This window comes from Geobacillus sp. BMUD (assembly GCF_013096845.1).
Taxonomy (GTDB): Bacteria; Bacillota; Bacilli; order Bacillales; family Anoxybacillaceae; genus Geobacillus; species Geobacillus vulcani.
This window is the reverse complement of record NZ_SDLA01000005.1, coordinates 86,064-110,168: the sequence shown is the minus strand read 5'-3', so window position 1 is coordinate 110,168 and position 24,105 is coordinate 86,064. Positions and strand designations below refer to the sequence as shown.

Annotated in this window: 20 protein-coding genes and 1 pseudogene; 5 read left to right on the top strand and 16 right to left on the bottom strand. The window is 48.6% G+C overall.

Annotation, left to right across the window (positions count from 1 at the left end; genetic code table 11):
- Window positions 1–195: 195 nt before the first annotated feature.
- From ETC05_RS08160 to ETC05_RS08110, 11 genes and pseudogenes are all read right to left on the bottom strand, one after another.
- Window positions 196–1,074 (bottom strand): annotated as a pseudogene (locus tag ETC05_RS08160) (IS982 family transposase).
- 115 nt (window positions 1,075–1,189) lie between these two features.
- Window positions 1,190–2,470, bottom strand: a complete 1,281-nt coding sequence (locus ETC05_RS08155; protein WP_171660799.1) for an oligosaccharide flippase family protein — start codon at window positions 2,468–2,470, stop codon at window positions 1,190–1,192.
- Complete coding sequence (locus ETC05_RS08150) at window positions 2,448–3,329, bottom strand: glycosyltransferase family 2 protein (protein WP_171660798.1); 882 nt, start codon at window positions 3,327–3,329, stop codon at window positions 2,448–2,450. Before ETC05_RS08150 ends, ETC05_RS08155 begins: the two co-directional genes overlap by 23 nt.
- Before the next feature lie 85 nt (window positions 3,330–3,414).
- Window positions 3,415–4,296: a UTP--glucose-1-phosphate uridylyltransferase GalU gene (galU, locus tag ETC05_RS08145; protein WP_171660797.1), complete on the bottom strand. Its 882-nt coding sequence runs from the start codon at window positions 4,294–4,296 to the stop codon at window positions 3,415–3,417.
- An 865-nt stretch (window positions 4,297–5,161) separates the two neighbouring features.
- Window positions 5,162–6,121 carry a Wzz/FepE/Etk N-terminal domain-containing protein gene (locus ETC05_RS08140; RefSeq protein WP_162176095.1) on the bottom strand — a complete coding sequence of 320 codons (960 nt, stop codon included), beginning with the start codon at window positions 6,119–6,121 and terminating at the stop codon, window positions 5,162–5,164.
- Window positions 6,121–7,722, bottom strand: a complete 1,602-nt coding sequence (locus ETC05_RS08135) for an O-antigen ligase family protein (protein WP_171660796.1) — start codon at window positions 7,720–7,722, stop codon at window positions 6,121–6,123. Before ETC05_RS08135 ends, ETC05_RS08140 begins: the two co-directional genes overlap by 1 nt.
- A 14-nt stretch (window positions 7,723–7,736) precedes the next feature.
- Window positions 7,737–8,222, bottom strand: coding sequence for a tetratricopeptide repeat protein (locus ETC05_RS08130; RefSeq protein ID WP_171660795.1), 486 nt, complete (start codon window positions 8,220–8,222; stop codon window positions 7,737–7,739).
- A gap of 380 nt (window positions 8,223–8,602) precedes the next feature.
- Window positions 8,603–11,308, bottom strand: coding sequence for an S-layer protein (locus tag ETC05_RS08125; RefSeq protein ID WP_171660794.1), 2,706 nt, complete (start codon window positions 11,306–11,308; stop codon window positions 8,603–8,605).
- Between the two features lie 371 nt (window positions 11,309–11,679).
- Window positions 11,680–12,459, bottom strand: a complete 780-nt coding sequence (locus ETC05_RS08120; RefSeq protein ID WP_171660793.1) for a hypothetical protein — start codon at window positions 12,457–12,459, stop codon at window positions 11,680–11,682.
- A 45-nt stretch (window positions 12,460–12,504) separates the two neighbouring features.
- Window positions 12,505–13,863, bottom strand: coding sequence for a C40 family peptidase (locus ETC05_RS08115; RefSeq protein WP_171660792.1), 1,359 nt, complete (start codon window positions 13,861–13,863; stop codon window positions 12,505–12,507).
- A 174-nt stretch (window positions 13,864–14,037) separates the two neighbouring features.
- A complete protein-coding gene (locus ETC05_RS08110; protein ID WP_031406888.1) occupies window positions 14,038–14,547 on the bottom strand; it encodes a hypothetical protein in 510 nt (169 codons plus the stop codon).
- 208 nt (window positions 14,548–14,755) lie between these two features.
- On the opposite strand from ETC05_RS08110, the gene ETC05_RS08105 reads away from it, so the two are divergent.
- A complete protein-coding gene (locus ETC05_RS08105; RefSeq protein WP_031406886.1) occupies window positions 14,756–15,163 on the top strand; it encodes a helix-turn-helix domain-containing protein in 408 nt (135 codons plus the stop codon).
- Window positions 15,164–15,281: 118 nt separating this feature from the next.
- Here ETC05_RS08105 and ssb read toward each other — a convergent pair whose 3' ends face one another.
- Window positions 15,282–15,641, bottom strand: coding sequence for a single-stranded DNA-binding protein (gene ssb / locus ETC05_RS08100; protein ID WP_171660791.1), 360 nt, complete (start codon window positions 15,639–15,641; stop codon window positions 15,282–15,284).
- Window positions 15,642–15,883: 242 nt separating this feature from the next.
- Here ssb and ETC05_RS08095 point away from each other — a divergent pair, with 242 nt between their 5' ends.
- On the top strand, window positions 15,884–16,324 hold the full coding sequence (locus tag ETC05_RS08095) for a YwpF-like family protein (protein ID WP_031406882.1): 441 nt from the start codon (window positions 15,884–15,886) through the stop codon (window positions 16,322–16,324).
- Between the two features lie 52 nt (window positions 16,325–16,376).
- Here ETC05_RS08095 and ETC05_RS08090 read toward each other — a convergent pair whose 3' ends face one another.
- The 4 genes from ETC05_RS08090 to ETC05_RS08075 form a co-directional block, all read right to left on the bottom strand.
- Entirely contained in the window at window positions 16,377–17,006 is a 630-nt protein-coding gene (locus tag ETC05_RS08090) for a class D sortase (protein WP_171660790.1), read from the bottom strand.
- Window positions 17,007–17,012: 6 nt separating this feature from the next.
- Window positions 17,013–17,912: a processed acidic surface protein gene (locus ETC05_RS08085; RefSeq protein WP_171660789.1), complete on the bottom strand. Its 900-nt coding sequence runs from the start codon at window positions 17,910–17,912 to the stop codon at window positions 17,013–17,015.
- Window positions 17,913–18,600: 688 nt separating this feature from the next.
- A complete protein-coding gene (locus tag ETC05_RS08080; RefSeq protein WP_031406875.1) occupies window positions 18,601–19,977 on the bottom strand; it encodes an aspartate kinase in 1,377 nt (458 codons plus the stop codon).
- 263 nt (window positions 19,978–20,240) lie between these two features.
- The gene (locus ETC05_RS08075) at window positions 20,241–20,675 is read right to left on the bottom strand and encodes a DUF1284 domain-containing protein (protein WP_031406873.1); all 435 of its coding nucleotides are present in this window, start codon (window positions 20,673–20,675) and stop codon (window positions 20,241–20,243) included.
- Between the two features lie 449 nt (window positions 20,676–21,124).
- Between ETC05_RS08075 and ETC05_RS08070 the strand changes: the two genes are divergently transcribed.
- The 3 genes from ETC05_RS08070 to adh all read left to right on the top strand — a co-directional run bounded on the left by ETC05_RS08070 (window position 21,125) and on the right by adh (window position 23,669).
- The gene (locus ETC05_RS08070) at window positions 21,125–21,691 is read left to right on the top strand and encodes a hypothetical protein (RefSeq protein WP_171660788.1); all 567 of its coding nucleotides are present in this window, start codon (window positions 21,125–21,127) and stop codon (window positions 21,689–21,691) included.
- 79 nt (window positions 21,692–21,770) lie between these two features.
- Window positions 21,771–21,986, top strand: a complete 216-nt coding sequence (locus tag ETC05_RS08065; RefSeq protein WP_171660787.1) for a hypothetical protein — start codon at window positions 21,771–21,773, stop codon at window positions 21,984–21,986.
- A gap of 162 nt (window positions 21,987–22,148) precedes the next feature.
- Window positions 22,149–23,669, top strand: a complete 1,521-nt coding sequence (gene adh, locus ETC05_RS08060) for an aldehyde dehydrogenase (protein WP_031406865.1) — start codon at window positions 22,149–22,151, stop codon at window positions 23,667–23,669.
- The last annotated feature ends 436 nt before the right edge of the window (window positions 23,670–24,105 follow it).

The window sequence follows — 24,105 nt, the reverse complement described above, 5'->3', positions numbered from 1 at the left end:
ATGAAAAGATGATTTATCCACTTTTCGACTGTCTAAAGCAAGTCTGTGTCTTACTTCTGAGACCTTTTAGTGTGTAGAACGCCCGAGCGTCTACCTCTTTCGAATCAATGCAGGAATCCAGGGGCGCTGTTTGATTTCACGAGTAGGATAAGAGACATGCAAAAATTTTTAAAAACCCGTGGTGCTAGTTGAGCGCTAGCGCTCAACTAGCCCGAGTGTTACAAGTGAATACACCAACAAGATGCCATCGAGTGCCACTTCAAACCCTGAAATCGAATTCGCACGAATGTCTGCCATACGATACTGGTCAATAAGGACGGAGAACACCGTTTCGATCACTTTCCGTTTTTGTTTGAGCCATTTCTCCCATGATTCAGATGGGCGGTGTTTCTGATTTTTGCGAGATGGAGTCCAAAAAGCGATTGGGTACTCTTCATACAACTTTTTTTGCCATTAACTACTGATGAATCCTTTGTCACCCAAGTTATAGGGATGAGGAATTGGAGTCATGACGGTTTCAGCTGCGGTTCGATCGTGACAGGACGCCTCCGTTACCACGTATCCCATAGGTAGCCCTTGGTCTGTCACTTGAAGATGAAACGTAAACCCATCGTACCACTGCTTTTTCGATGCACAAAACCCGATGTCAGCGATGCCTCGAAATCGTTTGACACGGTCCATTCTTGCGGCATGGCACAACTCGATTGGCATGCTATCTACGACCGCATAGGCATGGTGTGGACCACGTTTCGCTCGTTCATGACGAATCCATTTGATCGCAAAGCGCAGCACTCGGCAACGGCGATGGTATCGAGAACGTTCGAGAAACTGTCCATCCGTGAACAAGTTCCCAGTCACAAAGCGATGCCATGCACGTTCGGAAGAGAAGACAAGCAACTTTCCTAACAGATGAATGGCCATGATCACCGCGTCTTCTTGTTTCGCCAAATGACGATTGCGGCGTTGAAGATCGCATGGAATTTGTGACAGCTGGGCAGAAACAAAAAAGAAAATGGCTGCATATTGTTTTTGAATCTTTGCTTGATCTGTAGTAAAATGAAAGTGCTCTTGCATGGGGATTCTCCTTTCGAATGTTGGGTCGCACTTTCATTCTACAGGAGATCCGCAGGCAAGGGCTATTTTTATGCTTACTTGATTTTATCTAGCACCACGGGTTTTAAAATGTATTTTATGATAATACCCCCCCACTTTTTTTATTAGTCGATATTATCGAAATGCTTCCTGCAAATACACTCATCTCGACAAACATCATGCAAACTACCATTCCAATCCCATCAAGGAAATAAGTAATAGGCATAGAAAAAATCAAAAATAATGTTGATATATAAAGATACATTTTCTTCATTTGTGTGTATTTTTTCATCGCCAATATAAATGGGTTAAACAGTACATTACAGATAGTAAACCCAATAGTGATCGAGCCTATCTTCATCATATTAGAGACATAATAATTCTTATTTCCAGCTACCAATTCAATAAAAAATGTTGAGAGTGAGAAGGTAATTATAGTAATTGCAAATGAACAAACGATCGCCCAAAGCATTGTCTTCTTCTTGAACACATTAAAGCTCCTATATTGATTAACATATAATGTACACAAATAAGGATAAATTGCTTGGGCAAAAGGCTGAGATAATCCCACGATAGCACTAGCAATCTTTTGGACAATCGAATAATAACCAGCATGCTTATCTCCTGCAAAAATGCCAGTTATGATAACAGCCCCTTGCCCGTAAACATTTCCTGCCAAAGTTGATATAAAAACATTGCCACTCTCTCTTGTTTCTTGCAACAAACGTCTAAAATTAAAATTTAATTTTAGGTTCATTATATTTACTGAAAACTTGACTTGCAACATCAAAAAGCCTATAAATCCTGCAATCAATATTCCTAATGCTTGTATCACCGAAGCAACTATATAGTCATCTTTCTGTTTAACAAATAAAAAAATAAGAACAACAGATAATATTTTGGCAACAATATTAATCACAGTTACATAATTCATTCTTTCTATCCCTTGATAAAACCAGGTCGGGAACAACGCGTTACCTATAACTGACATAAAAAAAATAAAATATATTTGATAATATCTAGAAAAGTTAGGAATTAAAATAACAATGAATGTCAAGAAGACAAGGGCTATACACAAGAATATTAGCTTAGCTGAATACACATTAGAGATAATCTTATTTAATCTTTCGAAATTATTTCTATGTAGTGCTACGTCACGAGTAGCGGTATAATTAAACCCAAAATCAACGAACACACTCAAATACTGGGCAACAGCAGTTGCTATAGCGATTGTTCCGTATTTTTCACTCCCTAATACTCTTACAAGATAAGGAAATGTAATTAGAGGCAAAATATAATTAGAGCCTTGTAATATTGATAGAAAAATAATGTTTTTTAATACTTGTTTGTTAAGCTTAGGAAGAAATTTTTTTTTCAATTTTTACATCCTCTTCATCCACATACTTTGCAAGTTGATCACTAGCTATTCGGCTATATTCATTTAATATTTTTTGCCTAGTTTGAACAGATGAATATCTTTCAACCAAATAATGCTTTAAGCCTGCACTTAATCTATAAGTCATCATAAGCATCGATAGCGCAAAGCCTTGAAAACCATCTACATACCCCTTTTTCCTAATAAATCGATTAATAAACTCTTTGAACATAATTAAAAGAAGTTTCGCTATACTAAATTTCTCGCCTGCATCAACAGCATTTTTCGCTTCAATCGTTGTATATCTGTTTAACTTCTCCAAAAAATGCTCAACATCAATATAATTAAAATGGATAAATCCCACAGATTTATCTTTTAACTTGTAGACACGCGCCGATGGATCAAGATTTGAGAATTCATGAATCCTAGTTCCATATTTCATATATTTTTTCTTAAAAAAACGAACTTGCATATCTTGCAAAGGACCCCATCCTGTTCCTCTCATTTTATGTCCAAAAAAATAATTAATACGTGGAATTAAAACAGCATCATACTCACCCGACTGAGCAATTTCAATAAGTTTGTTCCTTAATTCGATTGGAACCATTTCGTCTGCATCAACAGCAAGCACCCATTCATTGGAGGCTTTTTCAAGAGCAAATTGTCTTGCAGGTTCAACATATCCCATACGTTCATGCATATAAATTTTATCTGTATACTCGCGTGCAATCTCTACTGTCCTATCATCGCTATACATATCTACAATAATAATCTCATCTGCCCATTTGACAGACTCTAAACAGTTGCGAATATTTTTTTCTTCATTAAAAGTATTAATCAATACAGAAATATTGATGCCCATTAGGTATCTCCCTCTTTGAACCTTCCTTTTCATATTTTTTGATTCTTCTTCAATCAAACATTCTGCTATTTCTGCTCTATTTCTCTTACACCTTCTCTGCTACACTTTCCAACAACCGTTCCATAAACGGAATCAGTTCCTTCCGCAACTCTTCGTTTTGCAGCGCAAACTCGATCGTCGTTTGGATGAATCCGAGTTTCTCACCGACGTCATAGCGTTTGCCTTCGAATTCGTAAGCGAAGACGCGTTGGATTTCGTTCAGCTTTTGGATGGCGTCGGTGAGTTGGATTTCGCCGCCCGCGCCAGTTTCTTGTTTTTCAAGGAAGAGGAAGATTTCCGGTGTGAGGATGTATCTTCCCATGATGGCTAAGTTGGACGGTGCGGTGCCGGGCGCTGGTTTTTCGACGAATTGGCGCACTTGATAGAGGCGGCTGTTTTGTTCGATCGGGTCGATGATGCCGTAGCGGTGTGTTTCACGGTTTGGCACCTGTTTGACGCCGATGACGGAGCTCAACGTTTGTTCGTATTGGTCGATGAGCTGCTTCAAACACGGCGGATCGGCTTGGACGATGTCGTCGCCAAGCAAGACGGCAAACGGTTCGTCACCGATAAAGTTTCTTGCACACCAGACGGCATGTCCCAACCCTTTCGGCTCTTTTTGGCGGATGTAGTGAATGTCGACTTTCGACGGTTCTTTCACTTTCTCCAGCAAGTCGTATTTGCCTTTTTCCATTAAGTTTTGTTCGAGTTCAAAGGCGATGTCAAAATGGTCTTCGATGGCGCGTTTCCCTTTTCCAGTGACGATGATGATGTCTTCGATTCCTGAGGCGATGGCTTCTTCGACGATGTATTGGATCGTCGGCTTATCGACAATCGGCAGCATCTCCTTCGGCATCGCCTTGGTCGCCGGAAGGAAGCGCGTCCCTAAGCCCGCCGCTGGGATGATGGCTTTGCGTACTTTTTTCATGTGTATGCCCCCCCCTATGTATTCGTTGGCCTATGTGCCCCCGCGCATCGGTACAGCAGAGGCGATACCGATGCGCCGATGCGCATAGACATAAAAAGTTTGATCGAAAAAACATCGCCTCAATCGAGCAATGGATTGCTAATTGTGCCTTCCTCAATTCAATAACATATAGTATTCCACCGTTTTCGTCGTTTTTTCTCATAAAAGCTTTATTCAAGGAGCTTGAGGTTATCTATCCTCTTCATCGAGTTAAATTCCATTTACTCCAAAATAATCTCATTAAAACGTATCAGTTGGAAAACCGTTTTCTATTTTGCGTCGAAAAATCATTTTGACAATTTCGCTTTTTTTAACGCCCAAATTTGTTTCATGCGCGTATCGCCTCTCTTTACAAATTACAAATCCTTTATCTTTCTATTTATAAACGATACGCTTCATCTATAATCAACGATTACATAGAAAAGTTCCATGGGCAGCGATCTGCCCTCCACCCGGGCATGAAAATCTCGCGTCAGTCCTGCATTTTCACAGAAAAGTTCCATGGGCAGTGATCTGCCCTCCACCCGGGGATGAAAATCCGCGTCAGTCCTGCATTTTCACGGAAAAGTTCCATGGGCAGCGTGATCTGCCCTCCACCCGGGGATGAAAATCCCGCGCCAGTTCGGCATTTTCACAGAAAAGCAGGCTAAAAACCGGGCATCTAACCCGCCCTCACGCCACACCCTCGACGACGGGCGTCTAAGGTGCCAGGACCGTCATCGTCCCCACCCACGGCATGGCCGAGTGCCTCCATTGATAACGGTAAGGAGACATCACCGTCTCTTCTTTTAGCAGTTGACTACTTAGATGATTTGAAACTTATACATTAGGATTCGAGCATTCTTTCTTGTCCAGTTTCCTTCCAATAACGCCAGAAGAAAACTAGACCTGTTCCTACCATGATGCCCACCACGAAAGCAATGCCCATATTTAATAATGGTTTAGGGCTATCCGGCTCTTGAGGGGCAACCGGTGCAGAAATGATTAATATTTTATTCTCAATGGAAAATGATTGCAAAAAATCACGCAACTGCTGCTCTTTATTAACATATTGACGGTAACGGTCAGCCAACGATTTGATTTGATTACTCAACTCATTTAGAGCAATTAACTCTTTTTCCGAAAGAGATGAAATATTACGTAGACGATCTGAGTCCAAGGTGATGATATACTGGTTGTTATACGAAATGACTGCATCAAGCAAAAGGGACGGCGGCAACTTCAAAGCCACTGCTTCTTGACGATAAAGTTTAATGGTTTGCTGCAGTTGGACTTGCTCTTTTTGTTTCAGTTTCATAAAGTGATGGAGATCTTTCTCAACACCTGTTTGAATATCTTTCCATATCGACTGTTTCACAGCGCTTAAAATCCCGTTCAACAGCTTTTTGGTGTCAGAGGGATTGGCCGCTTTTAGAGTGATACGAACCAAATTGGTATTAGGCACATTTTCAACGCTTAGATTCCCTTTGACTTGCTCTGCCCTATACTTTCCTTGCAAATGCGCTTTTTTGATCCCCTCTTCGATCACAGAAATGGATTGTACACGCTCCATATAGGCCGAAGGCGTAATGATCTCATTGAAATAACTATCGGTTTCATCGAATTGTTTTCCGGGCACGATCCCATTATTCACGGATACCGTAGCGTTTGCTGAATATATTGGTTTGATCCATACAAAGCTAGCCAACACAGAAAAGATTAGTGCTACAATCGTTGTAGCCGCAATGATCCATTTTCCTTTCCATATCGTTTCAATGAGTTCTCGCAAGCTGATTGTTTCATCCATCATCTGTTCCTACCTTTGATTGATTTGTTTGTTGTGCGTAAAAATCCGATGGAAACACCTAATCCTACCCAAAAGAATACAGCAGTTCCAATAATCGAATCGTTAAACATCCCTTGAATCACATAAGCCATGAGCGCCGCGCAAAGCGCTGCAATGTATACATTAAAGCGTACGCGGGTAGAACGTAGCAACTGTATAGCCCCCCCCACCATCACAACTACTAAGGCAGACAGTGCTACAATCCCTGCTCCAAAAGCCATACCGATATACATGTTGTGGGGCTTATCGACAATAACACTATATCCCTCACCTAAATTCGAATTTTTTTCCGGATCATCTTGATTAAAGAAATAAGGAAACGTATCTAATCCATATCCTATAAACGGCTTGTCAGAAATAAGTTCTAATGCTTTTTCCCAAATAAAGGCCCGCCCAGATCCCGGCGCTATCCCCGGTCCTGGTAGCTTTGGCAGTCGGTATTCTTCAGCATCTGCATAAGCGGATGAACCGCTCACCACCCTTTCGGTAATATGCCCGACCACCTGCTCTATATCTTTGAATGCTGTATTCAGTCCTGCTTGTTGATGATCCTGTTGAAATGGATTATATGGGATGAAAAACCCAATTGTCTCGTCCCAAACACGGTGATTTTGTTTCACAAACGGCACATAAACAGCAACAAAAACAACCATCAATACCAGACTTGAAAGAGCCGCGACCTTTCTCTTTTCTGCTTTCACGATCATATAGACGAACAGCGGACTCATCAATACTAGCGTCACAAAACCATTACTAGATAGTGACGAAAGAAGCAGAGCAAAGGCTGCTGAGGCGATCAAACCATTCAAGATTTTCTTCCATATCTTTTTCTCCAAAACAGCCAAGCAGAAGAAAAGAGCAACAAAAAAAGCCGAAACCCCGCTCACATAGTTTCCGTGGTTAATCGTAGCAAGGAAAGATGAACCTTGAGCGATTTTCGCCCCCTCTGGAAGGCTGGAATATAACAGTGTCCGCACCCAGTGAAGCTGTAAAACATCATAACCAAAGAAATTCAATGTTCCTAATATCGTATTTATGATTATGAAAGGGGTCAAAAAGTAAATGAATTGCTGGAATCTCCTTACAGTATACCGTATATTAGACGCGATGAAGAACAACATCAAGTAGCATAAGTACGTCAATGTACCCTCATGGCGATTGTGCAATCCGTACAAAGCAAGCGTTTTATATGGAGCTAAAACAGCCGACAAAGTTAAACAAACAGCGAGTACAGCGAGAGCTATGTCAATTTTTGTTTTCGGAATTTGGTAGTTAAGCACTAACACTTTATATAGAAAAACAAGGCTGAGAAACGCTGTAGAGACAAGGAGCACAACAAATTTATAGTATGTAAACACATCCGCTTTCTTTCCCGTATCCAATACATCGGTTTGAGTAATAGACGGGCTGATAAAATCGCCAATATGCACTCTAACGATCAATGGGATGACCAGTACAATGAATGCCAGACCCCAAAACAATATGGCATCGACCCGCTCCATATCCATTTGGTCCTCATGCTCATCACGTTCAATAGTTAAATACTTATACCAATCAGACATGTTCGCTTCTCACCTTATGATGATTTTTGATGTTGGATTTGAACCAATAGTTCATCGATTCTAGCATGATACATTTCTGATCCAGGCAATTTTTTACTTTGTTCGAGATATGCCTTAGCCTTTGCATATTCCCCTTTATAATACAGGATCTCGCCAAATTGCAGCGTGAAAATCGGGTCCTGCTGCAGGAAAGGCCTTTTTCTAATCGCTTTTTCATAATAAAAAGCAGCCTTATGAAAATCATTTTTCATCGCATACGCTAACCCAAGCGTACGCATGATGTTATAACGGTCCGGATATTTGCTCGACAATGACTGCAAAATTGGCAAAGCCTGCTCTACTTGTCTTTGTTGCATCAACTGAATCGCCTGTTGATACTCAGTATAGTCTTTTAGAAATTGCTCATCCTGTTGTTGGCCTTTCCAGTGCGCATAGCTGATTCCCGATAAAATGAAAACTAGCAAACTAAGAAACACGTATCGATCCCATTTTCCATACATAAGTAAATTCCCCTCATTATGCAAAAATCGACAACCTCCTACTTGTAAATTTTAGTGCACCTTGCACCATAAAGCAATAGGGTGGTAGAAACGTCAACGAGACAGCTTTTTGTTAAAAAGCGGTTCATCACCACAACATATAATTGACAAACAAGACATCTTTTGAATCATCATGCATCGCTATTCATTTATCGATTTTTCCTTGCAGACGAAAGTAAGAGCTATTCCAAAGCAGACAAGCACAACTTTTGATGAAGAACTTTTGCATTCAGCCGCCCCTCAGACACATTATTTGGAAAACAATCTCACAAAAGACCCTCCCATGAAAGTGGTGAACTCACTTTCATGGGAGGGTTGCTACATTGCTATAGACACACCGCTTATTTGGCCACGTTTACAACAGCATCGGAAACGTTGTTGCCAACTTTATTCGTGTCAGTAATCGAACCAACTTGATCCACATCCACAATGCCCGTTGCGGACAGCGTAATCGGTTTAGACAAGTCGGTTACAGGAGCGCTCAGTTTCAGATAAACCGTTTTGTATCCTTTATTACCTACTACTGTAGTAGTACTGTCTTCGTAAACACCAGCGACATTGACAACATTACCATCGACTTTTACGGTAAAGTTGTTAGAAGAAAGTGCACTACTGATCGTTGCATTTGCCACCGGCTCGCTAAAGTCGACACGAATGACGTCTGCGCTAGTTAAAGTCGCTGTAAACGTCGGAGCAACGTTTTCTTTCATAAATTCGTTTACAGTCACGGTATCCATGACGAGCCCAGACGTATTCTTAATGTTGCTGATAGTAATGACATGTGTACCCGTCCATGTATTTGCTCCTGGAGCGAGCGTCACGCGAATGTGCTTGGTGTCTCCATCGAAGACTGCTTTCGTGACAGTCAATCCATTAATATTGAAGTTGGACAAGTTCAATGCCGAAGCATCCAAGTTTTGCGTGAATGCAAATACTAATTCGTTGTTGTTAACTGCTTGAACCCCATTGCCGTCAAAGCTTGCATCAAGAGCCGGCTTCGTCGTCAGGCTGTCAGAGCCGCGAACGAACGTAATCTGCTTACGCTCAGCATATGAGTTGCCAGCCAAATCGCTTACCAAGCCATTCGGCAACGTTACTGTATACGTGCCTTTTGGCAAGGAAGAAATATTCAAAGCAACCGATTTCGATTTTCCGTCTGTCGGCAGATATAATTTGAAATTGTCGCTAGTTGTTGTCAAAGTTGTGTTGACAGATTTAAGTACGTTGTTTTCGTCAATATACTTATCGTTCGCTTGAACGACTGTAATGTTGCTGCCAGTCGTTACCTCTTCGTCAAATGTCAGCACAAGATGCTCAACACCGTCAATTTTCACCACTTGGCTGCTAACGAATTTCGGCGCTGTGTTATCGGCTTTCAATTGAACAACTTTCGTGTATGCATCTCCAGTATTGCCAGCTAAGTCCTGATAACCACTCACCTCAACTGCATACACGCCTTCCGACAAAGCGGAAGCCAACGTTGCCGTGTAGACTAAGCCGGTTGAATCAACCGAAACAGAAGCTGTTTGGCCACCGATTTTGATGGTCGGATTGCCTGACAGTTTTTCGCTGAATGTCACTTTGACGGTTTTCGTGTTGACGGCTTCGATGCTTTGGACGACTGGTTTCGTTGTATCAACCGTCGTCTTCTTGACTGTCAATTCAGCCGGGTTAGGATTGATGACATTGCCGTTGTAATCGACAGCACCGAAGATTTTCAATGTCAGGTCTTTATTCACCGGCACAGATGAAGAGGCGAGATTGATCGTCATTTCATCGTCGCCAGCCGTGAACTTCGGAGAAACCGAAATTTCGGTTGTTCCGTCGTACAATTTTACTGTTCCTACGCTGGCAAGAGGTTCAGAGAACTTCACTTTCAGCGTCAAGCCGTTGTCGGCGTAAGAGGATGACAGAACGCTCGGCCGTACCGAATCCGTTGTGTCAATGGTCGTCGTGTAGGACGGAACATCTTTTCCATCCAACGTTTTGACGTTTTTAATATCAACTACATAACGTTTGGTGAAAAATTGACTGCCATCAGCCACTAACTTCAACGTTTTCTTATCATCGCTTAACCACGCTTTCACAGTGGAAACCGATCCTTGACCATCAATCGCTGTGAGTGTGATAGCAGTCGCTTTCACGACGTCATCGGATGTATCGCTTGTGCCTCTGTTGTCAATGACTGTTGCAGCGTCGATCGCTTTGTTAAATTTGATTTCAATCGTTTTAGCGTTCACAGCCGTTACACTTTCCACTTTTGGAGGCAACGCCGCTTCATACGCCGCATTGGCGTCTTGGGCCGCTTTTTGCAGTTCGGCTTTGAACGCATCGGTTACTTTCGATACGTATTGGTTGACTTGGTCAAGAGCGGCTTTGGCTTTGTCCAAGTTGCCGGCTTTGACGGCGTCTTGCGCTTCACGGGCTTTCATCGAAACCGTGATGTCGTAAACTAAGCTGTCGCGCAGTTCTTGTGCTTCGGCTTTGAATTGCGAGCGAAGCAGTTCGCGCGTCGATTGACCGTAGACGCGGTCAAGGATCACCGTGCGCGTTTTGAGCTCATAGGAGATTTTGTGGTAGAGCTCTTCTGCTTTTTGCAGGTCTTTCGCTTTGATCGCACCATCTAAATCTTGGCGCATTTTGTCGAGCTTGACGGCATAGTTGTAAGCGTCAATGTACGTAGCGACACGCGCTTCGCCCGATTTCGGGTTGGCTTTGAATACATACGTTTCGTATGTAGCTTGCAAGTCAGCCAAATACGCGTCTTTTTTCGCGCCGCCGGCTTTGTTGACGACAGCGACAGCGTCCGCATACGCTTGCTTCGCTTTGTTGTAAGCGGCATAAACGTCGCTGATGTTCGGGAGTTTACCCGTTTCCGTTACCGTGTGGCTGTACGTATAGTACGCTTGCTTCATTTGCGCTTTCGCTTGGCTCACGACCGTCGCAACGTCCGTTGCTGCTTGGGAAGCATGCGGGTTGGCTGCGACGAAAGCGCTCGCTGCAACAGCACTGGCTGTAGCGAGTTTGACTGCTTTCTTTTTGTCCATAAAGCCTAAAATCCCCCTTCGTTTTTATAAAACTCCAGACAATGACTACTAAACGTGGCAGTTTAGTAGATTCATTGTCCAAAAGGTGCTAACATCAACCAATATCATCCTTGATGGCTAGATGCTGGGCTGATTAGAAAACCTAGCATCCATTGCTAGCACTTGAGCAGAATTCCTCAATGCTCCACGTCTCCTATAATAATACATTTTTCTTCTAAATTCTAGCCCTAAATACAAATTTTTTAGAGAATATGCCATTGGAATTATTGCCATCGATGGCGACATTGATATGAATATGCTGGCAATGGAAATTTAGAACGATATTTTTGCTGTTTGATGGTTTTGGTTGGCAAACATTTTGTACAAAAACATCAATCGTTTTTCTTCACCGTGACGTCCATCGGTTGGCCCAGCGTCATTTTGACGACGTCATAGCGGTCATTCAAGTACAGATCGAGAAAGCGGAACTGTCCTGAAAATTGTTCCGGGCTGTTGGTGATGAAAAATTGCAGCTGCATGGCGTAATCCCCGCTGTTGGCAAGCTGTTCGGCAATTTTTTCGATCTCTTCCTTCGGCACGTTGTATGCTTTTAAGTAGGAGATCGAGTCGGCAATCGCTTCGACGTTGTCGTTGAAGAAAATGGAGAGCGTCACCGTCGCACCGTCGATTCGCCCTTCAACGGGCAAGGACATATGTTGGCCGTATAAGTACCAGCCGAACAGGCGGCTGCCTTTTTTCTGCTCAATAACGAACGGAACGGATTCATTCCCTGCCTGAAGAATGTACTGCCCTTTCAATGAGCGGGCAACAAGAGAGAGAAGCTCATCTTTGGTGAACGGCACGTATTGGATGCCGTCCCCTTGTTTGGCATACAGCCCCCCTCCCAGGCTGTAATAGACGGCGCCGCCTGCCCGCTTTTGGCTGTAGACGCGATACTCGCGCCCTTGTTTCGCCGTCATGGCGGACTGCCATGCCATGCCGTTCAAGCGATATAGGGGCGTGTCGCGCAAAATGACGACTTTGCCGATCATGCCTTGTTTCCATTGAACGTGCCCCCATTGGACGGCGGCGTCAACCGTTTGCCCATTTCCCCCGAGGGCGACGGCGGCGGCGAGGCAGATGGCGGCTGCCATTTGGGATGCATGTTTCATCTTCGTTTTCCTCCTCATTTTGGTCATCGTTGTCGTGCCAGTATGCTAAAACAACCGCTTCGCCCCCAAGTACCGCTGTTTCCAATACGATTGGTCGAGGCGGCTGATCGTGACGCCGGTCGAGGCGCCGCTATGGATAAACTGACCGTTTCCGATATAGATGCCGGCGTGCGATGGGCCGTTGGTTGTCGTGGCGAAAAAGACGATGTCGCCGACTTCCGGGGCGGAAACCGATGCGCCTGCATTCCACATCAAAGCGACGGTGCGCGGCAAGGTGACGCCTTGTTGCTGGAAAAGGTAGAAAATGAAGCCGCTGCAGTCAAATCCCTCTTCCGGCGTATCGCCGCCCCAAACGTATGGGGCACCGAGCAACTCAGCTGCATCGGCGACGAGTTCGATGACGTCCAGTTTCGCCGCGGGGGCTTGTCCGATCAGACGCTCGTATGTTTCGCTGTCAACGACGCCGGTCGCGGGGAGTTTGGCCGCTTGTTGGAAACGGCGGACGGCGTCGGCGGTGGCGGCGCCGTAGTATCCCGTAGCCTCGGAATGGAGAAAGTAGCCGAGCTCTTTCAGCTTCGTCTGGATGCGCTTGACGTCTTCACCGAGCGCGCCAATCGAGAGGCGAATCACCGAGCGTTCGCGCTCGATCGGTGCAGGCGGGGTTGTTTTCGCTTTCACCGCGCGCTCGAGGAGGGCGGCGGTTTGATTGTCCACGACCCCCGTTACGGGCAGTCCATTGTCACGTTGAAAGCGGCGGACAGCATCGGCCGTCAGCACCCCGTAGTAGTCCGTGATATTCGAATGAGTAAAGTACCCGAGCTGCTGGAGCTGTTGCTGAAGCTTGCGGACGATGTCGCCGCGGTCACCGATCGTCAGCACGTCAGATGACGCGGCCGGCTGACTTGTTGCTTTTTGCTTCAATCGCTCAAGCGTCGCCCGATCCGCCCGCCCGGTGGCGGGAAGCCCGTTCGCCCGCTGAAACCGCTTCACGGCATCGGCTGTCACTGCGCCATAGTAGCCGGTGATTTGCGGGTAATGAAAATAGCCGAGCCGCTTCAGCCAGCACTGCAAATCACTGACGGCCGCCCCGCGGGAACCGAGAGCGAGCATATCATTTGAGGCAGGCGCGCTTTTGAGCTTCGTGTAGGTGGCGTCATCGACGATGCCGGTGACCGGCAAGTTCATCGCCCGTTGGAACGCTTTGACCGCTTCTTCGGTAATGGAGCCAAAGTAGCCCGTCGTTCGCGGATATGTGAAAAAGCCTTTTTCTTTCAAGCGCTGCTGGAGCTGTTTGATTTCAGGGGAACTCATGCCTTTTTTCCATTCCACCGCCTGGCTGTCATCCGGTGCAAGAAAGAAAGCTGAAGCCATGGCGGCGGCGAAGATGACATGGCTCGGTTTCACGGATGCGCCCTCTCCCTTCGCCGTCTGTTTCGTTTTTCATTGAAGGGCTCATGCGGGATGGTCCTTCAGACCGGTTGACGTCCCGGAGCCAAAATCGTAATGTTTTATATTTTCAGTATAACGGATGAAAACCATGAAAGGAAACGATTTTTTTGATTGGAAGAAGGAAGAAGTTTATGCACCGGAACGGGGCGCGCTTCGCTTCGGCGGCGACGGATGCGCGAACCAGTACGATACGCGTCGATCGTCGACAAGGTAAATCGATTGCAGCACTTCATAAATGAGCTGTTTTTCCATCGCCAGCCATTCATCCGCGCGGATCGGGACGTATTTTTGCCTCAGTTCATTCCACTCATAAAGGGCGACGGTAAACTTTTTTTGGCGAAGATCGAGCTTGACAATAAACATGTAAAGTTGGCTCGTGCATTTAAATACAAAATAGAGTTGAGCTTCCTTGGAGCAGGTGATCGTGCGGAACAGCGCCTCCCCCTCCGATGCAAAACGCATCCGCTCCCCTTCGTTTTTCAGCGAGCGCAATGAATCGGTGAAACTGGCCGGAGCGATCGTTTTCAGCTGCACGGAAAACGGATTTTTCATTTCCTTAATATAAATATGGTACATGGTTTGGGCGTGTTTCTTCTCGTTTCGTTCACAAATGACAAAATCGGCAAGATAGATGTTCACCTTGACCCCCTCTTTTCAGTTCATCTTTACCATTTTTTAACTGATTGTACTATGTCTTTCCTGGACAAAAAAGAGGCCGAACGACAGAATCGTTGATAAATTCGTTCTGATTTGGAAACAAAAAGAGGAATGGGCTAAAAAGGAACAACCATTGACTCCATGCTTTTCTATCTTTAAAGAGTAATGATGAAAAGCGTGGTGACAAACGATGACAAACCTCGGAGAGACGCTCAAACAACTGCGGAAACAACGGCGCTGGACGCAGGAAGAGCTGGCCGAGCAGTTGAACGTATCGCGTTCACAAATCAGCAAATGGGAAAACGGCAGCTTGCTTCCGGATGTGCAGTCGCTTGAGAAGCTGTGCCAGCTGTTTGATGTGAGCGCCGATTTTTTGCTTGGCGGCGAAACGCGCCAACGAGAGCTATTGCGCGAAGTGACGGACATGTACGGAACGGCGGACGTACACGAAACAGCGCTCGCGGCGTTGGATTACTTGCTTCAGAACCGGGAGATGAGCGAAGTCGTGTACGCGCTTGCGAAGCTGCCGGATAAAAAGCGGAAACATGTCGAAACGATGATCATAACGATCGTGAAAGAGTGCTCCGAGCTCATTTAGCTCTCCATACTAAAAAAAGCGCTAACCGCGACGTGCTAGCGCCATCTGTTGGGGGAGTGTTTGGGGACACGTTCTTTCTCTTGGGGATTCGCTTTGAAAGGCATGCATGAGGAAACGACTATACGTGCTCTGGCCATTCGGGTTTCTTTCCAGAGTGAAGAAATTGGACGGACTCCGCGACGACTTCGGTGACATAGACGCGTTGACCGTCTTTTTTTTCGTAGCGGCGCGTTTGGATCCTCCCCATCACCGCTACCATCGATCCTTTTCGGCAATAATTGGCGGTATGTTCCGCCGTTTTCCGCCATAAAACGCATGGAACGAAATCGGCGTCAATCCCCCCTTCCGCGTTGCGGAAATTTCTCGCCACCGCCAGCGTGACAGTCGCGACGGCAGCCCCTTCGGCCGTGTAGCGAAGCTCGGGATCTTTCGTCAACCGGCCGACCAACACGACTTGGTTGATCATGTGTCGGCGCATCCCCCCTTTCCTCCACCGCACCTTTATGATAACGAATCTCGTTTCGGGTCGTAAAATCGCGACTTTTGCATTTTTTTGCGCACTCTTATGGATACAATCCAACGAAAAGGTGAAATCTTCGTCGACAATGGCGGGGCAAAATGGCGTTTTTGCCCTCTGACGGAAAAAATACAGACCATTTTTCTTCCCTCGTCCGCCTGTGCTATAATTTTGGATAAGACCACGGTAATGAGGTGGACGAGATGAAAACGTTCAAGCTTGTCGGGCTCTCGGTCATCGACGACGACATGCACCGCCAAGACATCCCGTTTATTGACGGGTTGATCATCAACAAAGAAGACGGACAAAACCGCTGGCTCGTCGAGGCGTATTTGGATGACGACTATGAGCCAATGTTTGTGAGCTTGCAGCAGCGTTCGGAGTTTCAACTGCAAGTGACGATCACCCACACGAGCAACGATCCGGCCAACATGCTCGTCGCCGTCCGTTCGATCACGAAAATGAACGGCCATATTAGCGTCTTGATGGAAGGGCTGATGATCCCGCGGCGCACCCATTTGGCGGAAGTCGTGCTGGCCGGCCTTGTCAAGAAAGGGCTGCAAGGCGAGGCTTTGCTTCAAGAGTTTCGCCAGCAAATGCATGAACGAATCGACGCCAAGGCACCTCATGAACGGAAAAGATAAAAGGCTGGAGAGCGCACTTTCCAGCCTTTTGGTTTGCCTTCAGGCAAGTGGATCATCCTCCTGAAAACTCGAGGGCATCAACCCGTACCGGGCGAGCCGTGACGATGCAGCGTTTTGGAGCTCGGCCGATCAGGCGAAACGGGTAGCACGTCGTCACCGTCAGCGTCGGACGCGCTTTCTCAACCAAAACGGTTCGGTCGTCATCATCGACGATGCGGATGTTGACGATGCGGTAATGGATGGCAGCGCGATCCGTCCGGATGATCAGCGCATCGCCGATCTCAAGCTCGCCGAAACGGCGAAACACCGTATCGCGGTGCCCGGACAACACGACATGCCCTTTTTGCCCTGGCCAATCGCTCGCTGGATAATGGCCGACGCCTCGGCGCAATTCTTGTTCTCGAACGCCTTCATACACCGGAATCGCCACTCCGAGCTTCGGAATGGCAAGTTCGCCAAGGTAGACGCCAAGCGGGGCGTCTTGTTGCCCCGAACGTTCCGCTGGAAAGCTTGTTGTCGGCGATGGGGAGGGCACAGGGGTGTCTCGCTTGACCGCCATCCGACCGACGGTGTACCAATAGCCATTCCAGCCGGCCGTCGCCCCCCCGATGACGATCGCCGCCAGCGCCGCCCACTGGGCGACCCGGCGCCCCCACAACAACCGGGCAGGCTTGCACTCCACTTTCCTTCACCCTTTCAGCCGCCCAACCCGCCGGTAAAGAAGGAAACCGGCGAAAGCAAGCAACAGGCCGGCCAATGTATAGGTCAAATACGGCGACGCCGTCTCCGGCAATCTGTCCCCATACATCTTTCCTTTCATCTCTACAGCGAGCAGCCCGGCGTCAATGCCTTTCTCCCCCGCTCGGACGATGTAGCCCGATGTCAACAGTTCCCGCGTTAGGGCGATATCGGCGACCTCTTCGCCTTGGCGGTTGTACAATCGAACGTGGATCGGCTCCGCTCCGGCCGCCTTGATGCTCGGCACGTCCGCCTCAAGCTCAAGCAAGCGAAGCCCCTCTTCCCATATCGCCCGCAGTTTGCGGCGCTCTGTTTCCGTCCACAGCCCTTCCGTCTCCACAAACGGGCGTAGCCGCTCACGAAGCGCCAAAAGACGCTCAGTTAACTGCGGGGTGTCAAGGGAAGCAATATGGCGGGTGAGCGCGCGCACTTCTTGTTCCGTCATCCCGAGCGCCCCAAGCAAATCGTTGATTTGCTGCATGGCGGCGTTGTGCTGCGAGTAAAAACGGATGGCCCGATCCAAATCTTCGACAAACGTGTAATCTTGCACCGTTTCGCCAAACTGGCCAAGCAGCGCCTCGAGCTCCTCGACCGTCAGTCCGTGCCGGCGCAACAAGGCGTGAAGCCGCTCATCGGTGATGGGCGTGCCAAGCCAGTGTTTCAGTTCATCCATCGTGCGAAAATCGGCCGCTGTCAAGCCGTATCGATGCAAATAAGCCAACAGGTCGCTCACCGTCCAGCCGACATCCTCGGCGTACTGCTCAAGCTCGCTTCGACTAATGGCCGCCGCCCCAGCCGGAAACGAAGCGAAAACAACGACAAGCACAGCCATTCCTAGCCATTGCCGCATGCGTTCTTCCTCCCTTCCGCTTTCTTTGACATACATTGGTAGTATTTTCCGAACATACCTCTCTTATGTACGCCAACCAGCGAAAAAAGAAGAAAGCTCGGCTGAGAGCGCTTGAACGCTCTCCCACCTACAAGGTTGGTGAAAAACCGCTGTTTGCCTTGATCGATGATTGAAAGCGTGAACATAGAGGCTGATGCAACAAGTTTTTTCTACTTGAGAAACGATTCCGAGAAGCGGTTGCGCGAGTAAATCACCAGCCTCCTACGCAAACGCTTAGAAGGCTGGTGAAAAACAGCGATCGCTCCTAGCTGACGTCGGATAACGTGAAACGAGGAGCCGATGCCGCAAGGTTTCTCGATCTGAGAAACAAGGCGGTGAAGCAACATGTCCTTTAATCACCGGTCTTTTTAGAGATGGGAGAAGCTCGCGAACAGCCAGGCCATCCCCATCTGTCCCCGCAATTGGACTGTTCCAACGAAGTTGAACACCAGAAAGCTGTACGTGCCGATGTACGTAATCCCTGCAATTGGGCTGTTCCAACGAAGTCCTTCTTTCAAGACATTTTGAGCGGCGTTGGAGAACATCCATGATGGAAGACGTTGACTCATTCTCACTCCACTGATCACGTAAAGAGAGAGATTCTCGCCCCATAAGAATAGGCGCCCGAGTTTCGGACGCCTGTTTCGCATTAGGACAGGTGGCCTACCGCTGCCTGTTGGAAGTAGGCGTTGTACAAGGCGCGCACCGCCTCGTTGACGACTTCTTCTTTGACGCCAAACATCATGCTCACTTCGGACGAACCTTGGTTGATCATCTCCAAGTTGATGTTGGCGTTGGCAAGCGCAGCAGTCGCTTTCGCCGCCATCCCGATCGTTTTTTCCATCCCTTCGCCGACGACCATAATGAGCGCCAAGCCGTACTCAATGGTCACCTCATCGACGGCAAGCTCTTCACGGATGCGGGCGAGAATGCGCTCATCTTTTCCATCCGCAAGCTGATCCGCCCGCAAAATGATGGACATGTTGTCGATGCCGGACGGCGTATGCTCGTAGGAGATGCCTTCGTCTTCTAAAATTTGCAGCACACGCCGGCCAAAGCCAATCTCACGGTTCATTAAGTATTTGCTGATGTTGATGCTGCAAAAGCCGGTGTCGCTTGCAATGCCGGCGACTGGTTCGTCGATATGATTGCGCTTGGCGACGATCCACGTTCCTGGGGCGGCCGGGTTGTTTGTGTTTTTTACGCAAACGGGGATGCCGGCGCGATAGACCGGCTCGAGCGCCTCGTCATGAAAGACGGAAAATCCGGAATACGACAGCTCACGCATCTCGCGGTACGTGATTTCTTTCAACTTGCGGGCATCAGCGACGATCGACGGGTTGACGCAATAAATCGAGTCGACGTCGGTAAAGTTTTCGTACACGTCCGCTTTGACGCCCGCGGCGACGATCGAGCCCGTGATATCTGACCCGCCGCGCGGGAACGTGACGATATGGCCCGACCGAGAATAGCCGAAAAATCCCGGGATGACCAAAACGCCCCGCCGTTCGCGCAGCTGTTTCAGTTTGTCATACGACTCCGACAGCACTTGGGCGTTGCCCGGCTCATCGGTAACGATAATGCCGGCTTCAAGCGGGCTGACGTAGCTCGCCTCAAGCCCACGATCGTGCAGATAGAAGGCCATGAGTCTTGCGTTATGGTCTTCGCCGCTCGCTTTAATGGCGTCAAACAACCGTGGCGGCTCGCTTCGATAGGCGCTGATTTTCGACTGCAAGTCATCGACCAGCTCAGCCAAAAAGCCGTCGGCTTCCAGCCCCAGCTCATTGGCAATGTCAGCATACCGTTTCACAATCGCTTCCATCGTTTTCTCATGCGGCTCGCCAGCCACCACTTGTTCGGCCAGCTGGATGAGCATATCCGTTACTTTCACATCGTCTTTGTACCGTTTTCCTGGCGCCGACACAACGACGATGCGGCGTTCGATATCCGAGCTGATGATATCGGCCACTTTGCGGAATTGTGCGGCGCTCGCCACCGAACTTCCACCGAATTTGGCTACTTTCATCGTTCATGACCCTTTCTGTCGAAAGTCTCTATAATTGTTTATCATATCACATTTTTCCGCCCATGGAACTATTCATTTTTTAGAAATTTCCGCGAACGCCCAAAACCCCGCCATCGCCGGCCATGATTCCCAATCAAACAGATGAGACGATGTCGGAAAAACGGCGATGCAACAGACTCCCTCCGCCTTGACAAACGGACGATGGTTCAGCACACCGCTGTTTTTTCATTGGCCTTCCTTCATGTTTTCCGAAAACGGCCGCCTCACGTTTGCGCCACATTGCCGCGTCGGACGTTGGCGATCCCTTCTTTGCAGACGCCGTACGGCAGCCACGAGCAGCCGCGGCATAACTCATCCAAATCATCCGGCTTGACCCGTTCCGCCGTCCGCTGAATCAGTTCGGACTTCCAATACACACTGCCCGGCTCTAAGCCTAAGTGGCGAATGACATTGCCATCGAGCGAACGGACGTGGGCATCAGAATCAGGACCGGCTTCGCATGTCGTTTCCCCATGGTGTGGACAGACGAGGCACGCCTCATCGAGCGCCGCGACGACTTCAATCGGAAAATCGTCGTTTTCATCACGAATGCGGGCGACGATCTCCCACATTTTCTCGACAAACGACGGGCTGTAGCCCATGCCGCGAAATCCATGCACACAAAGCAAATGATGGCCGCGCAAACGCAACGGTTTCATCTTCTCTCCCCTTTCTCCCTCATACAACTCTATGCCGACCGGCCGCCATGATGTTGAATCACTTTTGTTTCCATCATACGCCAAGCTTCTCTCCTCAGCAATGGAAAGATCCGCCGGCTTGAACGCTCTCCCGCCTACGCGTACGCTTAGAGGGGGGAGAGTCTTGGGAACCACCGCCCCACGGCAGGCTGTTCACCAAGCCAGCCCCGTGCGTCCCACGGTTGGGCTGCTTTACTTTCCAAAACAGCAAATGAAGCCCTTCATTCAGGATATGCCGGGCAACGTGATGGTCCCGGTCATGTTCGGCTCCGCAGTTCGGACACACCCACTGACGGATCAGGGGACAACATGCTTGACGGTCATAGCAGCCCTGCTTCATCTATTTATTATGCGAGATGGCATGTTACAATAAAAAAAAGCGAACAACCTTCATCTCCGGAAAGGACGGGATGGCCATGACAAAGGAAGAAATCGCTCACTCGCTTTCCGTCCTGCTTTATGAACTGACGAAATCGTGGCGGAAAGAAAAAGTTCATTCAGATGTGCTTGAAATCATTATGAAGCTGCGCATTCAAACCGATGGCGGCGAACAATACGAGGCCGATCTGCTCAGCAACATCGCATTTGCGAGCGAATCGGCCCATGCGCTCAAGCAAATTTGGGGCTATATGCTGCGCGAGCAAACCTTTCTATCGCCACAGACGATCGAGGCGATGCTCGCTGACGCCCAGCGCAAGATCCAGCGCCGGCTGTCAGAGATGACTGCCCGCTATGAGCGTCCGTTTTTGTCCATCGATGACCCGCTCGAGCGGAAACGCCAGCTTGAGCGCTCCTACAGTGCGCTTCTTTTGTTCAACCGGATCGCCACCGACTTTTTGCTTGAGTTCGTCCGCGAAGAAAACGAAACGGCAGCGAGCGCCTTTTTCACCGCCGATCCAAATGAGGCGCTCGAAGTGTTCCATCATCTTTGCAGCGTCTACGCCAGCCGTTTGCTTGAAGGGCTTGAAGTCGATTAACCGGGCCGCGCCAGAGGATTGGCGAAAGCCAGCCCTTTCCTCAAACACCGGCGGATTCTTAGGCGGCGGGAAGCGCGGCATGGATCGGACCATTTTCAAAGAATGGCTCTGTTTCATCGCCAAGCAAACGGATGGTGAAACGGGGCAATTCATTTCCCGAAACATCGTCCGCCTCCCGCGCCGCAACAACGATCGAATGAAGGCCGTGGAAAAAGGGGGCTTGCTGCTTTGGCTCCCCAACGGATCGTCACGGAACAAGTCCCTTTCTGGGGGAAACTCAGGCCATGAACGATGAAACCGCATCGCCGTCCATGATGCCGCCCTCCACACTCCCGGCTAGGCGACATCTTTCCTGTTTGACAATATTGTCCAGCCATGCTAATCTAATCATCGGAAGGAATTTTTTAAATATTCCTACCATTGAAAGCGTGTACAAAAACAAAGGAGGAGTCGGGGGATGATCTACGCACAACCAGGCCAGCCAGGCGCGCTTGTCACATTTAAGAAGCGCTACGAAAACTTTATTGGCGGCAAATGGGTGCCGCCGGTTGACGGCGAGTATTTTGAAAACATTACGCCGATCACCGGGCAGCCGTATTGCGAAGTGCCGCGTTCAAAAGCGGCGGACATCGAGCTGGCGCTTGACGCCGCCCATGCGGCAAAAGACGCATGGGGACGCACGTCTCCAGCAAAGCGCGCCCGTTTGCTGAACCAAATCGCCGATCGGATGGAAGAAAACTTGGAAATGCTCGCGGTCGCGGAAACGTGGGAAAACGGCAAGCCAATCCGCGAGACGCTCGCGGCTGACATTCCGCTCGCCATCGACCATTTCCGCTATTTCGCCAGCTGCATTCGCGCACAAGAAGGCACGATTTCGGAAATCGATCACGACACGGTCGCCTATCATTTCAAAGAACCGCTCGGCGTCGTCGGACAAATCATCCCGTGGAACTTCCCGATTTTAATGGCGGCCTGGAAACTCGCTCCAGCGCTGGCTGCAGGCAACTGCGTCGTGTTGAAACCGGCGGAGCAAACGCCGACGTCGATCCTCGTTCTCATCGAACTCATCCAAGATTTGCTTCCACCTGGAGTCGTCAACGTTGTGAACGGCTTTGGCTTAGAAGCCGGCAAGCCGCTCGCCTCGAATCCGCGCGTGGCGAAAGTGGCGTTCACCGGCGAAACGACGACCGGACGGCTCATCATGCAGTACGCCTCGCAAAACATCGTGCCGGTCACGCTTGAACTTGGCGGCAAATCCCCGAACATTTTCTTCGCTGATGTGATGGACAAAGATGACGAGTTTCTCGATAAAGCGCTCGAAGGGTTTACGATGTTCGCCCTCAACCAAGGCGAAGTGTGCACATGCCCGTCGCGCGCCCTCATCCACGAGTCCATTTACGATGCCTTTATGGAACGAGCGCTTGAGCGCGTCAAACAAATCAAGCAAGGCAATCCGCTTGATACGGAAACGATGATCGGCGCGCAAGCCTCCTCTGAACAGCTTGAGAAAATTTTGTCGTACATCGACATCGGCAAACAAGAAGGCGCTGAACTTTTGATCGGCGGCGAACGGAACATGCTGGAAGGGGAACTCGCCGGCGGATATTATGTCAAGCCGACGATTTTCAAAGGACATAACAAAATGCGCATTTTCCAAGAAGAAATTTTCGGGCCGGTGTTGGCCGTCACGACGTTCAAAGACAACGATGAAGCGCTCGCCATCGCCAATGAGACGCTGTATGGCCTCGGCGCCGGCGTCTGGACGCGCGACATCAACACGGCGTACCGGTTCGGCCGCGGCATTCAAGCCGGCCGCGTTTGGACGAACTGCTACCACGTCTACCCGGCTCACGCGGCGTTCGGCGGCTACAAAATGTCCGGCATCGGCCGCGAAACGCACAAAATGATGCTCGACCATTATCAACAAACGAAAAACTTGCTCGTCAGCTATTCACCGAAAAAGCTCGGCTTGTTCTAATATTCATCCAGCCGCTCTCCTTCGCCTCTTCGGTTTGGAGGCGAGACGGCCACCTGTTTTGACGAGGTGTCCCGCTCTTCGGGACACCCTCTTTTGCCCTTGACAACATCGTCGTTCGACAAACGGCTAGCACGATCTATATAGACTCCCTTGACGGAAAAATTCGTCACCAACGGGAGGATGAAAATCCCCCTCTATAATTTTGCACATTTTCGAATTCGGGTATTTTCGAGATAGATGCCATTGGAAGTTTTCCCATTTGCAGCTTTTACCGAGGATGGGATCGACTGTCGGGCGACCGAACCACACCGCTTCCAGGCCCATCGATGGGGCTGTGAAGCAGGCAGTGGTTCAGTCTTCCGTCACGCCTTGGCGTGACGGAGGCAAGCCACAGGCTTGCTTTGACAGTCGAAAATGGTCCAATCGCTTTTCCGTC